The organism is Thioclava sp. F34-6, assembly GCF_002213235.1.
Taxonomy (GTDB): Bacteria; Pseudomonadota; Alphaproteobacteria; order Rhodobacterales; family Rhodobacteraceae; genus Thioclava; species Thioclava nitratireducens.
The window spans coordinates 170839-185382 of record NZ_NBOA01000002.1; the positions used below are offsets into that span (position 1 = coordinate 170839).

General features: G+C 64.8%; 11 protein-coding genes. 6 read left to right on the forward strand and 5 right to left on the reverse strand.

Translation table 11 applies throughout. The features are described 5' to 3' along the window. Positions 1–1293, reverse strand: coding sequence for a serine hydroxymethyltransferase (glyA, locus tag B6V72_RS04060; protein ID WP_088722290.1), 1293 nt, complete (start codon positions 1291–1293; stop codon positions 1–3). 157 nt (positions 1294–1450) lie between these two features. On the opposite strand from glyA, the gene B6V72_RS04065 reads away from it, so the two are divergent. Beyond that, a complete protein-coding gene (locus B6V72_RS04065; protein ID WP_199224616.1) occupies positions 1451–2215 on the forward strand; it encodes an NAD kinase in 765 nt (254 codons plus the stop codon). Between the two features lie 3 nt (positions 2216–2218). On the opposite strand, the gene B6V72_RS04070 is transcribed toward B6V72_RS04065, so the two are convergent. The 4 genes from B6V72_RS04070 to B6V72_RS04085 form a co-directional block, all read right to left on the reverse strand. Beyond that, entirely contained in the window at positions 2219–3679 is a 1461-nt protein-coding gene (locus B6V72_RS04070; RefSeq protein WP_088734782.1) for a sigma-54 dependent transcriptional regulator, read from the reverse strand. Beyond that, positions 3666–5039 (reverse strand): ATP-binding protein, encoded by a 1374-nt coding sequence (locus B6V72_RS04075; protein ID WP_168173008.1) that lies wholly within the window; start codon positions 5037–5039, stop codon positions 3666–3668. The genes B6V72_RS04070 and B6V72_RS04075 overlap by 14 nt, the downstream gene beginning before the upstream one ends. 331 nt (positions 5040–5370) lie before the next feature. Beyond that, entirely contained in the window at positions 5371–7263 is a 1893-nt protein-coding gene (locus B6V72_RS04080) for a propionyl-CoA synthetase (RefSeq protein ID WP_075773942.1), read from the reverse strand. Positions 7264–7469: 206 nt separating this feature from the next. After that, complete coding sequence (locus B6V72_RS04085) at positions 7470–9746, reverse strand: NADP-dependent malic enzyme (RefSeq protein ID WP_075773943.1); 2277 nt, start codon at positions 9744–9746, stop codon at positions 7470–7472. 242 nt (positions 9747–9988) lie between these two features. On the opposite strand from B6V72_RS04085, the gene B6V72_RS04090 reads away from it, so the two are divergent. The 5 genes from B6V72_RS04090 (at position 9989) to B6V72_RS04110 (ending at position 14508) form a co-directional block, all read left to right on the forward strand. Then, the gene (locus tag B6V72_RS04090; protein ID WP_088734786.1) at positions 9989–10381 is read left to right on the forward strand and encodes a cytidine deaminase; all 393 of its coding nucleotides are present in this window, start codon (positions 9989–9991) and stop codon (positions 10379–10381) included. Then, complete coding sequence (locus B6V72_RS04095; RefSeq protein ID WP_088734788.1) at positions 10381–11703, forward strand: thymidine phosphorylase; 1323 nt, start codon at positions 10381–10383, stop codon at positions 11701–11703. Before B6V72_RS04090 ends, B6V72_RS04095 begins: the two co-directional genes overlap by 1 nt. Continuing rightward, positions 11700–12917 carry a phosphopentomutase gene (locus B6V72_RS04100; RefSeq protein ID WP_088734790.1) on the forward strand — a complete coding sequence of 406 codons (1218 nt, stop codon included), beginning with the start codon at positions 11700–11702 and terminating at the stop codon, positions 12915–12917. Before B6V72_RS04095 ends, B6V72_RS04100 begins: the two co-directional genes overlap by 4 nt. A gap of 11 nt (positions 12918–12928) precedes the next feature. Then, positions 12929–13561: a uracil phosphoribosyltransferase gene (gene upp, locus B6V72_RS04105; RefSeq protein WP_075773947.1), complete on the forward strand. Its 633-nt coding sequence runs from the start codon at positions 12929–12931 to the stop codon at positions 13559–13561. A gap of 65 nt (positions 13562–13626) precedes the next feature. Continuing rightward, on the forward strand, positions 13627–14508 hold the full coding sequence (locus B6V72_RS04110; RefSeq protein WP_146696165.1) for an SPOR domain-containing protein: 882 nt from the start codon (positions 13627–13629) through the stop codon (positions 14506–14508). Positions 14509–14544: the final 36 nt, after the last annotated feature.

Sequence of the window (14544 nt, forward strand, 5' to 3'; positions counted from 1 at the left end):
TCAGAGTTCGGGGTAGATAGGGAAGCCGCTCAGCAGGGTCGAGACCTTGGCCTTCACGGCCGCTTCGACCTCGCCATTGCCCTCTTCGCCATTCGCAGCGAGCCCGTCGACCACTTCGACGATCAGGCGTGCGATCTCGCGGAACTCTTCTTCGCCGAAGCCACGGGTCGTGCCCGCCGGGGTGCCCAGACGGATGCCCGAGGTGACCATCGGCTTTTCCGGGTCGAACGGGATGCCGTTCTTGTTGCAGGTGATGTGCGCGCGGCCCAGAGCCTTCTCGGTCGCGTTGCCCTTCACGCCTTTCGGGCGCAGGTCGACCAGCATCACGTGGGTGTCGGTGCCGCCGGTGACGATGTCGAGGCCACCCTTCATCAGCTCGTCGGCCAGCGCCTGAGCGTTCTTCACGACCTGGGCTGCGTAGTTCTTGAACTCGGGGCGCAGCGCTTCGCCGAAGGCCACGGCCTTGCCGGCGATGACATGCATCAGCGGACCGCCCTGAATGCCCGGGAAGATCGCAGAGTTCACCTTCTTCGCAATCTCCTCGTTGTTGGTGAGGATCATGCCGCCACGCGGACCGCGCAACGTCTTGTGCGTCGTGGTGGTCGCGACATCGGCATAGGGGAAGGGCGAGGGGTGCTGACCGCCCGCCACGAGGCCCGCGAAGTGGGCCATGTCGACCATCAGGTAGGCGCCGACCTCGTCCGCGATTTCGCGGAACTTGGCGAAGTCGATCTGGCGCGGGATGGCCGAGCCACCGGCGATGATAAGCTTCGGCTTGTGCTCCAGCGCGAGTTCACGGACCTGCTCGTAGTCCAGCAGGCTGTCTTGCTTGCGCACGCCGTACTGGATCGCGTTGAACCATTTGCCCGACTGGTTCGGCTTGGCGCCGTGGGTCAGGTGGCCGCCCGCATCGAGGCTCATGCCGAGGATGGTGTCGCCGGGTTTCAGAAGCGCGGTGAACACGCCCTGGTTCGCCTGGCTGCCCGAGTTCGGCTGGACGTTCGCGAATTCGCAGCCGAAGAGCTGCTTGGCGCGGTCGATCGCGAGGTTCTCCGCGACGTCGACATATTGACAACCGCCGTAGTAGCGCTTGCCCGGGTACCCTTCGGCGTATTTGTTCGTCATCACCGAACCCTGCGCCTCCATCACCGCCTTCGAGACGATGTTTTCCGAGGCGATCAGTTCGATCTCGTCGCGCTGGCGACCGAGTTCATCGGTGATCGACTTGAACAGTTCGGGGTCACGGCTGGAGAGGCTTTCGGTGAAGAAGCCCGCATCGCGTTGGTCTTTCATGGCCATTCCTCGCAAAGATCCGGTCGCCGACCGTTTAGCGCAGATTTCGCAGGGCTGAAAGCAGACAAACGACCAAATCGGTCATTTCCGCGCCGGATTGACGCTTGTCTTTCGTCCAAGCCCTTGCAACACCTTGGACAAGCAGGAGGACGGCGCGGTGGCGAAGCAATTTACCCATATCCATTTCGCAGCCTCCCATGCCGAGACGGCGCAGAAGGCGCTCGAGGATCTGGTGGCGCGTTACGGGCAGGTGCCGCGCTATGCGGCCGATGTGATCGTGGCGCTTGGCGGTGACGGGTTCATGCTGCAATGCCTCCACGAGGGCACGGGGTTGCCGGTCTACGGGATGAACCGCGGCTCGGTCGGCTTCCTGATGAACGACTATGTCGCCGACGATCTGCCAGAGCGGCTGGAGGCGGCGGAGCAGGCGGTGATCAATCCGCTGTCGATGAAAGCCGAGACAGAAGACGGGATGCTGCATGAGGCGCTCGCCATCAACGAGGTCTCGCTGCTGCGCGCGGGTCCGCAGGCCGCGAAGCTGAAGATCTCGATCAACGGCAAGGTGCGGATGGAAGAACTGGTCTGCGACGGCGCGATCGTCTCCACCCCGGCCGGATCGACCGCCTACAACTTCTCCGCCCACGGGCCGATCCTGCCGATCGGCTCCGACGTGCTGGCGCTGACCGGCATCGCGAGCTTCCGGCCACGTCGCTGGCAGGGCGCGATCCTGCCATCCTCCGCGCTCGTGCGCTTCGACATTCTGGAATCCGACAAGCGACCGGTCATGGCCGATGCGGACAGCCGATCGGTCAAGCCGGTCAAATGGGTCGAGGTGCGCTCCGAGCCGGAGATCGAGCATTGCATCCTCTTCGATCCCGGCCACGGTCTCGAAGAGCGATTGATGCGCGAGCAATTCGCCTGACGCTCAGTCCTTCGACAGCCACGCATCGCGCTTTCGATAGATCGTAGAGGGCGCGACCCCCAGTTCCAGCGCCGCCCGCGGGATAGATCCGTCATGGCGGTCTATCGCGGCTTCGATCGCGGCGCGCTCGATCTCTGCCAGGGTGCGGTTCGCGAAGGGATCGGCGGCTTGCGCGGCGGGCGCGGCGGCGGCGGCCATCGTCGGGTCGAACTCCGGAAGCATATGGGCGCGCAGCACCGGCCCCTCATGCATGACGATCGTCGCGCGGATCACGTTCATGAGTTCGCGCACGTTGCCGGGCCAGGGGCGGTCTTCAAGACGGGCGATCGCTTCGGGCTCGATCTCGCTGAAGCAGCGATCTTCCTCGGAGGCGAACCGCTCCAGCGCCATCCGCGCCAGAGGGCCGATATCCTGCCGGTGCATCCTCAGCGGCGGCATCTCAATCGCGAGCACCACTAGCCGGTAATAGAGGTCTTCGCGGATCGCGCCGCTTTGCAGCAGTGCCGTCGGCGAACTGGTGGCGGCGCAGACGATACGCACGTTGACGTCAATCGCCTGGCTGGCACCGAGCGGTTTGATCTGGCCGCTTTGCAAAAATCGCAGCAGCTTGATCTGCGCGGTGGGAGCGAGCTCGCCGATATTGTCGAGCAACAGAGTGCCACCATCTGCGTCATGGAGCGCACCGGGTTTGTCTTCCAAGGCGCCGGGGAAGGCGCCGCGGCTGTGACCGAACAGCTCGCTGTCGATCCGTTCCGCGGGCAGGGCGCCGCAATCAAGCGCGACGAAGGGGCCGTCGGCGCGGGGGCTCGTGCTGTGAACCGCATGGGCGCAGAGTTCCTTGCCGGTGCCGCTCTCGCCCCAGATATAGACCGGCGCGGTCGAGCGGGCGGCGGCGCGGGTCCGGGCATAGAGCGCGCGCATCTTCGGCGCGCTGCCGATGAACTCCCCGACCGTCGCTTCGACCGCGTTCGCATCGTTGGCATCCGCTCGCAGCGACAGGCTGCGCGCGCTCTCGATGGCGCTTCGGAAGCGCGGTTCGTCGATCGGTTTGACGAGAAAGTCGATCGCGCCCTCCTGCATCGCTCGCACCGCGCGATCGATCGACCGGTCGGCGGTGACCGCGATAATCGCCGTGTAGGGGCGGAGGGCCAGCATCTCCGCGATCAGCTCATCACCATCACGGTCGGGCAGCATCAGATCGAGCAGAACCATGCGGATCGGGTTCTCGCGGAAGATGCGCATCCCTTCCTCGGCGCTTGCCGCGAGATGGGTGACGAAGCCGGCATTGCGCAGATAAGCGTCGTAGATCGCGCGCAGCGATCCGACATCTTCGATCAGAAGGAAATGATCGGCTTCTGTGTCTTCGCCGTCCCGCGCGCGTCGGCCTGACGCGTAAGGCTGGTCGTCCGTCCCCCCGTGCGTCTCGCTGTCCGGGGTCTTCGTATCGGAGTCACTGGGTCTCATGCTGTAAATCAGTCTTCGTGTTCAAATTATTTCGAGTGGTGGCGATCAGCCGGTCGATGAAAATGAGGGCGACACGGCCAAGGGTTTGAATATCTTCATAAGTCCCATGACGGGTAGCGCTGTCAAGCGCCCGTGCTTGCCGCGACAGGGGTGTGTCACCGGCGGCTCCAGCCACGGCACTGAGCTTATGACTAAGTAATTGCAGGGCGCAGAGGTCGAAAGGGGGCAACGCGAGCGAGAGTCCGTGACGTACCGTCTCGAGATCGGCGATCAACTCGCGCCCGAGCCCTTCCGGCAGCGCCTTCTCGGTCAGGCGCAGGTGCGCGAGCAGACCGCGCGGCGGTGTGGTCACCCGCGGCACCGTCGTCGTGCAGCCGGCGTCTTCCAGAGCGCGCAGGATCGGCTGCAGACCCAGCATCGGCTTGAGGAGGCAGGCATCGGCCCCACCCATCTGAGCTCCGCGATGGCCGCTACACTGAATGATCGGAAGGTCCGCCCAAGGCAGCCCGGAGCGGCGAATAGCCGCAATCACCTCGGTGCCGCGGAGACCCGGCATCTCGATGTCCAGCACCGCGAGATCGAACCGTTCGGTCAATAACTGGGCAGCGGCGGTGTCGCCGTTGCTCAACCCTGTCACTTGCGCGCCCAACGCGCTCAGGAACTGTTCGAGCAAGGCGCGGCTCGTCTCGCTGTCGTCCGCGACGAGCACGTTCCATCCGCTGAGATCGGGCAGCGGAGCGTCTGGCATCGTGGAGCCGATATCGACGGGACGGGCGGGAAGCGACACGCGAATTTCGGCGCCGCCTTCCGGTGCGTTGGCGAGTTCGATCCGGCCGCCGGCCTCCGCCACCAGCGCGTGGCAGATCGCGAGCCCCAGGCCTTGCCCTTCTGGACTGCGGAACGTCGCGGTCTCGCTGCGTTGCCCCGCGCATGCCGGATCGCTGAGGCGTTCGGCGGGAAAGCCATCCCCCTCGTCCCGCACGGTCAGCAAAAGCCCCTCGGCTTGGTCGAAGTCAAGCGACAGATGGATCGTGCCACGCTGCGCATAGCACAGTGCGTTGCGCATCAGGTTGGCGAAGATGCGGGTGAGCGGCACGCGGTCGATCGCCAGCACCGGCGGAATATCGGGGGACATATGAACTGCGAGCGCCATGCCGCGACCGGAGGCCGCGCTGGTCCAGCGACGGCGCACACGTTCAAGCGCATCGGCGATGACCAAGGGCGGTGTCTCGGAGGGGGTGCCCCGATCGGCTGCGTCATCGCTCTGGACCACGGGCGCACCCGCCACCGCGTCGTCCAGATCGATCAGCTGAGCGAGATCGTTCGCCGCTTCGCGTGCGCGTTGGAGTTGCCCATGCATGCCTCGCCCGCCGGGATCGGCGAGCGCCGCGTCCAATCCGCACATCACATCGGCAAGCGCGGCGCGCAGATCGTGCTGCCATAGAGGCCCCCGATCGCATCGCGATGTCGCGAGAGGGGCTTGGTCAGCGGGGTCTGGTAGCTCTCGGTTCATCAAAATAACCCCTCGATGGATGATTCCGGGGTGCGGTTCTCAAATCAATCTTTGATAGCATAAACAATAACGTAAAGCCGCACCCATTGTGGATGCGGCTTCTTAACTTTCGCGTAAACTTCTAAAGTGGTGCCTATTCGCGTCTCTCACAATCAGCGACGCTTATTATAAGCTTGCCTTACTTTCGGGGATAACCGAGCCCCTTGAGCGCCTCGGTTATCTCGTCGAGGATCGCCGGATCGTCGATGGTGGCAGGCATTTTCCACTCCTGCCCGTCCGCGATCTTCACCATCGTCGCGCGAAGGATCTTGCCAGAGCGGGTTTTTGGCAGCCGATCCACCACAGTGGCGAGCTTGAAGGCCGCGACCGGACCTATCTGTTCGCGCACGCGGCTCACGCATTCCTTGACGATCTCTTCATGCGGGCGGTTGCAGCCAGAACTGAGGCACAGGAAGCCCAGCGGCGTCTGCCCCTTAAGCTCGTCCGCCACGCCGATCACGGCGCATTCGGCGACGTCGGGATGCCCTGCGAGAACCTCCTCCATCGCGCCGGTCGAGAGGCGGTGACCGGCGACGTTGATCACGTCATCGGTGCGCGCCATGATGTAGAGATAGCCATCTTCGTCGACATAGCCCGCGTCGCCCGTCTCGTAATAGCCGGGGAACTGTTCGAGATACGCCTTCTTGAAGCGCGCCTCGGCATTCCACAGCGTCGGCAGCGTGCCCGGAGGCAGCGGCAGCTTGATCGCGATGGCGCCGAGCTGGCCCGCCCCGACCGGATGGCCGCCCTCGTCGAGCACCTGAATGTCATAGCCCGGCATCGGCACCGAGGGGCTGCCCACCTTGGTCGGCAGTTCCTCGATCCCGATCGGGTTTGCGGCGATGGCCCAGCCGGTCTCGGTCTGCCACCAGTGATCGACCACCGGCACGCCAAGATGTTTCTGCGCCCATTCGACGGTCGCGGGATCGGCCCGTTCGCCTGCGAGGTAGAGTGCCTGCAGGTCGTGCAGCGCATAGCGCTTGATCCACTCGCCATTCGGGTCTTCGCGCTTGATCGCACGCAGCGCCGTGGGGGCGGTGAAGAAGCTCTTGATGCGGTTGTTCTGAATAATCCGCCAGAATACGCCCGGATGCGGCGTGCCGATCGGCTTGCCTTCGAACACCACCGTGGTGGCGCCTGCGATCAGCGGGCCGTAGCAGATGTAGGAGTGACCCACGACCCAGCCGACATCGGACGCCGCCCAGAAGCGGTCGCCCGCCTCGATATTGTAGATGTTCTTCATCGACCATTGCAGCGCGACGAGATGGCCGCCGGTATGGCGCACGACGCCCTTCGGCTGTCCGGTCGTGCCCGAGGTGTAGAGGATATAGGCCGGGTGGTTGCCTTCGACCGGCACGCAGTCTGCGGGCTTCACGCCATATTGGAAACCGTGCCACGAGAAGTCGCGCCCCTCGATCAGCTTCGCCACTTCCTGTTCGCGCTGGAAGATGACGCAGAATTCCGGCTTGTGCTCGGCCTGCTCGATCGCCTCGTCGAGAAGCGGCTTGTAATGCACTGTGCGGCCCGGCTCGAGACCACAGCTGGCCGCGATGATCGCCTTGGGGGTGCAGTCGTCGATCCGCACCGCGAGTTCATGCGCTGCGAAGCCGCCGAACACGACCGAATGGACCGCGCCGATCCGGGCGCAGGCGAGCATCGCCTCCAGCGCCTCGGGGATCATCGGCATGTAGATGATGACGCGATCGCCCTTCTCGACGCCGCGCATCTTCAGCGCGCCCGCCAGCGAGGCAACGCGGGTCTGCAATTCCTTGTAGGTGATGCCCTTGGTCGAGTGGGTGATCGGGCTTTCATGCATGATCGCGATCTGATCGCCACGTCCTTCCTCGACATGGCGGTCGACCGCGTTCCAGCAGGTATTGACCATCCCGTCCGAGAACCACTCGTAGAGCGGCGCGTTCCCGTCAAACAGGGCCTTCGAGGGCTTCTCGTCCCAGTCGATCTTCTCGGCGGCGTCCATCCAGAATTTCTCGGGATCGGCCTGCCAGGCGGAATAGACCTCTTTGTAGCCCATGCGAACATCTCCTCCTCAGGAATTTGGAGATGTGTTACGGAGCGGAAACGGCTGACGCAAGAATGTTACCGCGCACAATCGGTTGCCCTGCCAAGAAATTTGCAGAAACCGCGACAAATCGCCCGCAAACTTTTGCAAACTGCGGGCGAGTTTTCAGGTTATTTGCACCCTCGTGGGGGTTTGCAAATTTCGCTGGCGAGTGCGACTCAGCTGTAATGCGCCACCGGCGTGCCTGCGATGGCCGACATGTTCAGGAGGCCGCGCGAGGTGATCGAGGGCGTGACGATATGCGCCTTGTTGCCCATCCCCATCAGGATCGGCCCGACTTCCAGACCGCCCGCTTTCATCTTGAGGATGTTGCGCACGCCCGACGCCGCATCGGTATTGGCGAAGACCAGCACGTTGGCCGCCCCCTCGAAGCGCGAATTCGGCATCAGGCGGGCGCGGGTGTCGGGGTCGAGCGCCGCGTCGACATGCATTTCGCCTTCGAAGTCGAAATTCACCTCGCGCTGGATCAGCAGATTCATCGCGGCGCGCATCCGCTCGCCCGAGTCGCTGTCGAGATTGCCGAACTGGCTATGCGAACACAGCGCGATCTTCGGCTTCAGCCCGAAGCGCGAGACGTGCCGCGCCGCGCCGCAGACCGTTTCCATGATCTGCTCCGGCGTCGGCGCGTGATGGACGTGGGTGTCGGCCACGAAAAGCGGGCCGTCCTCCAGGATCATCAGGCTCAGCGCGCCCTGAGGATGGAGCCCGTCGCGGGCAAGGATTTCGCGCACGTATTTCAGGTGCCACAGATACTGCCCGAATGTGCCGCAGATCAGCGAATCCGCTTCCTCGCGATGGACCATAACGCCGGCAATCGCGGTGGAGTTGGTGCGCATGATCGCACGCGCAAGGTCGGGCGTGACACCGCGGCGGGCCATCAGCTCGTGATAGGTGCCCCAATAGTCGCGGTAACGCGGGTCGTTCTCCGGGTTCACGATCTCGACCGCGCCGAGATCGAGCGGCAGGCCAGCCCGTTCGCAGCGCATCTCGATCACGTCGGGACGACCGATCAGGATCGGCGTGTCGGTGGTTTCCTCGATCATCGCGTTGGCGGCGCGCAGCACTCGCTCGTCCTCGCCCTCGGCGAAAACGATACGGCGGCTCACAGTCGCAGCGGCGTCGAAGACAGGACGCATCAGCAGGGCCGATTTGAATACCGAACTGTCGAGCTGGACCTTGTAGGCATCGAGATCTTCCAGCGGGCGGGTCGCCACGCCGGTCTCCATCGCGGCTCTCGCCACAGCGGAGGCGACGATGCCGATCAGCCGCGGGTCGAACGGCTTGGGGATCAGGTAGTCCACGCCGAAGGTGAGTTTCTCTCCGCGATAGGCGGCGGCGGCTTCGGCGGAGGTGGTCTGCCGCGCGAGTTTGGCAATCCCTTCGACGCAGGCGATCTGCATCTCGTCGTTGATCGTCGTCGCGCCCACATCCAGCGCGCCCCGGAAGATGAACGGGAAGCACAGCACGTTGTTGACCTGGTTCGGGAAATCGCTGCGCCCAGTCGCGATGAGCGCGTCGGGGGCGACCTCGCGGGCGAGATCGGGCAGGATTTCCGGGTTCGGGTTCGCCAGCGCGAAGATGATTGGCTGCTTTGCCATCTTCTGCACCATTTCGGGCTTCAGCACGCCGGGACCGGAAAGGCCGAGGAACATGTCCGCGCCTTCGATCACCTCGTCGAGCGTGCGCAGATCGCTGTCCTGCGCGAATTCGGCCTTCTGCGGCGTCATGTCAGCTTCGCGGCCCTTGTAGACCAGCCCTTCGATATCGCAGAGCCAGACGTTCTCGCGCTTCACGCCCAGCTTCAGCAGCATGTTGAGACAGGCGATGCCCGCCGCCCCGCCGCCCGTCGAGACGATCTTGATGTCCTCGAAGTTCTTCTTCGCGATGCGCAGCGCGTTGGTCGCGGCTGCCCCCACAACGATCGCGGTGCCATGCTGGTCGTCGTGGAAGACCGGGATGTTCATCTTCTCGCGGCAGATTTTCTCCACGATGAAGCAGTCGGGCGCCTTGATGTCTTCAAGGTTGATCGCGCCGAAAGAGGGCTCGAGCGCGCAGACGATCTCGGCCAGCTTCTCGGGGTCGTTCTGGTTCACCTCGATGTCGAACGCGTCGATATTGGCGAATTTCTTGAACAGAACCGCTTTGCCTTCCATCACCGGTTTCGCGGCGAGCGGGCCGATATTGCCCAGACCCAGCACCGCCGAGCCGTTGGTGACGACAGCCACCAGGTTGCCCCGCGCGGTGTAGTCATGCGCGGTGTCGGGATCTTCCTTGATGGCGAGGCTCGCCTCGGCCACGCCGGGCGAATAGGCGCGGGCCAGATCGCGGCCGTTCGCGAGCGGCTTCGTCGCACGAATTTCCAGTTTTCCGGGTTTCGGCTTGGCGTGATATTCCAGTGCCGACTGACGCAGGGTGTCCTGACGCGCCTCTTCCATGAGATCCTCCCCGAACTGGTTTAGCGCTAAACTAATTTTTCGCGCGCGATTCTCCCGTCGTTCTAGATAGCACGACGGGAGTGATTGCAACCCCTGCGAATTACGTCGCGGCATGAACTCCGCGCGAGGCGGACGGGTAGCGCGAGGTGAGCGCTTGCATCCGGAGCAGGTGCGGCGCAGGATCGGGAGAACTCAACCGGCTGGACAAATTTTACGCTCCGGCCACGGACCGGAGACCGCCGATGTCGCTGCTCGATTCTGCCCGTCAGGTGCGCGAAAACGCCTATGCGCCCTATTCGAAATTCAAGGTCGGTGCGGCGGTGCGCGGGGCGTCCGGCACCGTCTATAGCGGCGTGAATGTCGAGAACGTGGCCTATCCCGAAGGCACCTGTGCCGAGGCCGGCGCGATCGCCGCGATGGTGGCCGCGGGCGAGACCGAGATCACCGAGGTCGCCGTGATTGCCGACAGCCCGACGCCGGTCCCGCCCTGTGGCGGCTGCCGTCAGAAGCTGGCGGAATTCGCTCGTCACGACACGCCGGTGACGCTGGCCACGACCGAGGGCGAGCGACTCGATACGACGGTGGGCGATCTGCTGCCCGGTCGCTTCGATATGAGCCATATGGAAAACACCTGATGGATGCCCGCAGCATTATCCAATCGGTGCGCGACGGCAAAAGCTTGAGCGCAGATCAAGCCCAATGGTTCGCGCGCAGTCTGGCCGACGGCTCGGTCTCCGATGCGCAGGCGGGGGCCTTCGCGATGGCCGTCCTGCTGAAAGGTATCGGCACCGACGGTCGTGTGGCGCTGACGCAGGCGATGCGCGATTCCGGCGAGGTTCTGCGCTGGGACATGCCCGGCCCGGTGATCGACAAACACTCGACCGGCGGGGTAGGGGATTCCGTCTCGCTGCTGCTTGCGCCCGCGCTGGCGGCCTGTGGCTGCTACGTGCCGATGATCTCGGGACGGGGCTTGGGCCATACCGGCGGCACGCTCGACAAGATGGAAGCGATCCCCGGCTATGACGCGACCCCCGGTATCGGCGCGTTGCGCAAGGTCGTGGGCGAGGTCGGCTGCGCCATCGTCGGCGCGACGGGCGAGATCGCCCCGGCCGACAAGCGCCTCTACGGGATCCGCGACATCTCGGGCACGGTCGAGAGCATCGACCTGATAACCGCGTCGATCCTGTCGAAGAAGCTGGCCGCCGGGCTCGAAGGGCTGATCCTCGACGTTAAGGTCGGCTCGGGCGCGTTCATGGCGCGGCCCGAGGATGCGAAGGCGCTTGCGCAGAGCCTCGTCGCCACCGCGAACGGTGCGGGCTGCAAGACCACGGCGCTGATCACCGACATGGACCAGCCGCTCGGCCATTCGGCGGGCAATGCGCTGGAAGTGATCGAGGTGATGGAGACGCTGACCGGCACCGGTGTGAACGAGGCGCTTTGGGACGTGACCGCGGCTCTGGGCGGCGAGGCGTTGGTTCTCGCGGGGTTGGCCAAGGACGCGGTCGACGGCACGGCGCGGATCGACGAGGTGCTCAGCAACGGGCGCGCGGTCGAGGTGTTCGGCAAGATGGTCGCCGCGTTGGGTGGCCCGAGCGATTTCGTCGAACGTTTCCCCGACCGACTGCCCTCCGCCCCGGTGATCCGCGCCGTGGAGGCGCCGCGCGCAGGCTTCGTCGGCCGCATCGACACCCGCGCGGTGGGCGAAGCGGTGGTGCATCTGGGCGGCGGGCGTCTGGTCGGCACCGACAGGATCAATCCCTCGGTCGGGCTGTGGGAGATCGTCTCGCTGGGCGACGACGTGACATCGGGCGAACCGCTGGTGACGATCCATGCCGCGAATGATCGCGACGCCGATGCCGCCGAAGCGGCCCTTCTGGCTGCGATCGAGCTGAGCGACGAGGCCCCCGAAGAGCCGCCCCTGATCCACGAACGTATCGGCCCGGAGGATGTGCAATGAGCCGCGCCTTTCTGATCGTCATGGACAGCGTCGGGATCGGCGGCGCGCCCGATGCGGATCGTTTCTTCAACGACGGCGCGCCGGATACGGGCGCGAATACCGTGGGCCATATCGCGCAGGCCTGCGCCGAAGGACGGGCAGAGGAGGGCCGCTCGGGGCCGCTGAAGATGCCGACTTTGGCCGGTCTGGGGCTGGGCGCTGCGGTGAAGCTCGCCTCGGGCGAGGATGCGCCGGGGCTGATGACTGAACCTGTCGGGCTCTGGGGCGCGGCCACCGAGGTCTCTCCCGGCAAGGACACGCCCTCGGGCCATTGGGAACTGGCAGGTGTGCCGGTGCCGTGGGAATGGCATTACTTCCCGGACAAGGTTAACAGCTTCCCGCCGGATCTCGTCGCGAAAGCCTGCGAGATCGCGGGTACCGACGGCATCCTGGGCAATTGCCACGCCTCGGGCACGAACATCATCGAGGAACTGGGCGACGAGCATATCCGTACCGGCTGGCCGATCTGTTACACCTCTGCCGATAGTGTGTTCCAGATTGCAGCCCATGAAGAACATTTCGGCCTCGACCGCCTTCTGAAGCTCTGCGAGGGGCTCGCGCCGACGCTGCATGCGATGAAGGTGGGGCGTGTGATTGCGCGGCCGTTCAGCGGCGAGAATGGCGAGTTCGCCCGCACGCCGAACCGCCGCGATTACGCGATCCCGGCACCGTCTCCGACGCTACTGGACTGGGCCTATGACGCGGGCCGCGTGACACATGCGATCGGCAAGATCGGGGATATCTTCTCGCATCGCGGCATCACCCATCTGCACAAGGGCAAGGGCGATGCCGATCTGGCCGATCACCTGATCCGGCTGACGGGTGAGGCTGAGGAGGGCTCGCTCACCTTCGCCAATTTCGTCGAGTTCGACAGCCTCTACGGCCATCGCCGCGACATCTCGGGTTATGCCCGCGCGCTGGAATGGTTCGACACGGTGGCGGAGCAATTTCTCGACCGCCTGCAACCGGGCGATCTGGCGATCTTCACCGCCGATCACGGCAATGATCCAAGCTGGCGCGGCACCGATCACACCCGCGAACGCGTGCCTGTTCTGGGCGCGGGCCCGGGTATCGGGTCGCGCAGCGTGGGGAATGTGGGCTATGTCGACCTAGCGGCCTCGCTCGCCACGCATCTGAACATTCCGGCGCAAGGGCCGGGCAAAAGCTTTCTGTGAGGGACAAGACCATGAGTGACCATCTGACCGTCGTCAAACATCCGCTGGTGCAGCACAAACTGACCCTGATGCGCGAGAAGGACACCTCGACCGCGTCCTTCCGCCGTCTGCTGCGCGAGATCAGCCTGCTGCTGGCCTACGAGATCACGTCGGAGCTGGAGCTGACCTCGAAGAACATCGAGACGCCGCTTCAGGAAATGGACGCGCCGATCCTCGCGGGCAAGAAGCTCGCGCTGGTCTCGATCCTGCGGGCGGGCAACGGTCTGCTGGATGGGGTGCTGGAACTGGTGCCGGCGGCGCGCGTGGGGTTCGTCGGTCTCTACCGTGACCCCGAGACGCTGAAGCCGGTCGAGTATTACTGCAAGCTGCCGAGCGAGCTCGAAGATCGTCTGACCATCGTGGTCGACCCGATGCTGGCCACCGGCAACTCCTCGGTCGCGGCGATCGACCTGATCAAGGAAAAGGGCGCGAAGAACATCCGCTTCATGTGCCTGCTGGCCGCCCCCGAGGGCGTCGCGCGCATGAAAGAGGCGCACCCGGACGTGCCGATCGTGACCGCCGCGCTCGACGAGAAGCTCAACGAGCACGCCTATATCGTGCCGGGTCTGGGCGACGCGGGCGACCGGATGTTCGGGACGAAGTAAGGGCAACGTCCTTTACTCAAAGGAAAACCCGGCTATCCTCCCCCTAGATAGTTTAGGGGTTGTATATGCGATTGAACGCAGGAGCAGCGGTCGGTCTGGCCGCAATTCTCACGCTGGGGCTGGGAGGCTTCGCATCGGAATTGCGGGCGCAGCAATATGCGCCCGCCGAGATGCCCCCGGCAAGCTATACCGAGCCGCAATATGTCGACAGCGAGGGCTGCGTCTTCGTGCGCGCCGACTATGGTGGCGCCGTGCGCTGGGTGCCACGAATGAATAGCGACCGCGGCATCGTCTGCGGCTACAAGCCTACTGTGACGCTGGCGGCGAAGCCTGCAACCGCGAAACCTGCCACCCGGGCGAAGGTGGCAACGCGCGCTCCCTATTCGCCGACCCCTGCGTCCCCGCCCGCGCCGCGCGGCAGCGCGCGCGTGTCGCACAGGGTGAGCGTCGGTGGGCTCGCCCCGATCGTAACCCGCGCGCCCCAGCCGGAGAACGGCTGGACGAATGCCTTCGAGGACGGGCGCCTCAACCCCTATCGCGGTCCACGCACCGTCCAGGGCAACGAACAGATGCGGGCGCGCTGGACCGAGGAGACGCCGATGCAGCTACGGCCCACCGCGACGCCCGATCAGGTCTATGTCGAAAGCTCTCACCCGCCGGTGCCAAGAACCCGGATCGTGGTGGTGCCGACCGTCACTGTGTCGAACAAATCGGTCGCGCCGGTCGGCTCGAACGGCAAGCAATATGTGCAGGTCGGCAGCTTCGCCAATGTCGCGAATGTTGCGACCGCGACGAAGCGTCTGCAGGCGCTGGGCCTGCCGGTCGCGACGTCCAAGACGCAGGAGCTGACTGTGGTCTATGCCGGGCCGTTCTACGATACCGCGAAGCTGAACTCGGCGCTGGCCTCGGCGCGTCGAGCGGGCTTTCCCGATGCGCTCGTGCGCTGAGGAAGTATGACGACCGAAGCAAGATCGAGCGGCCCT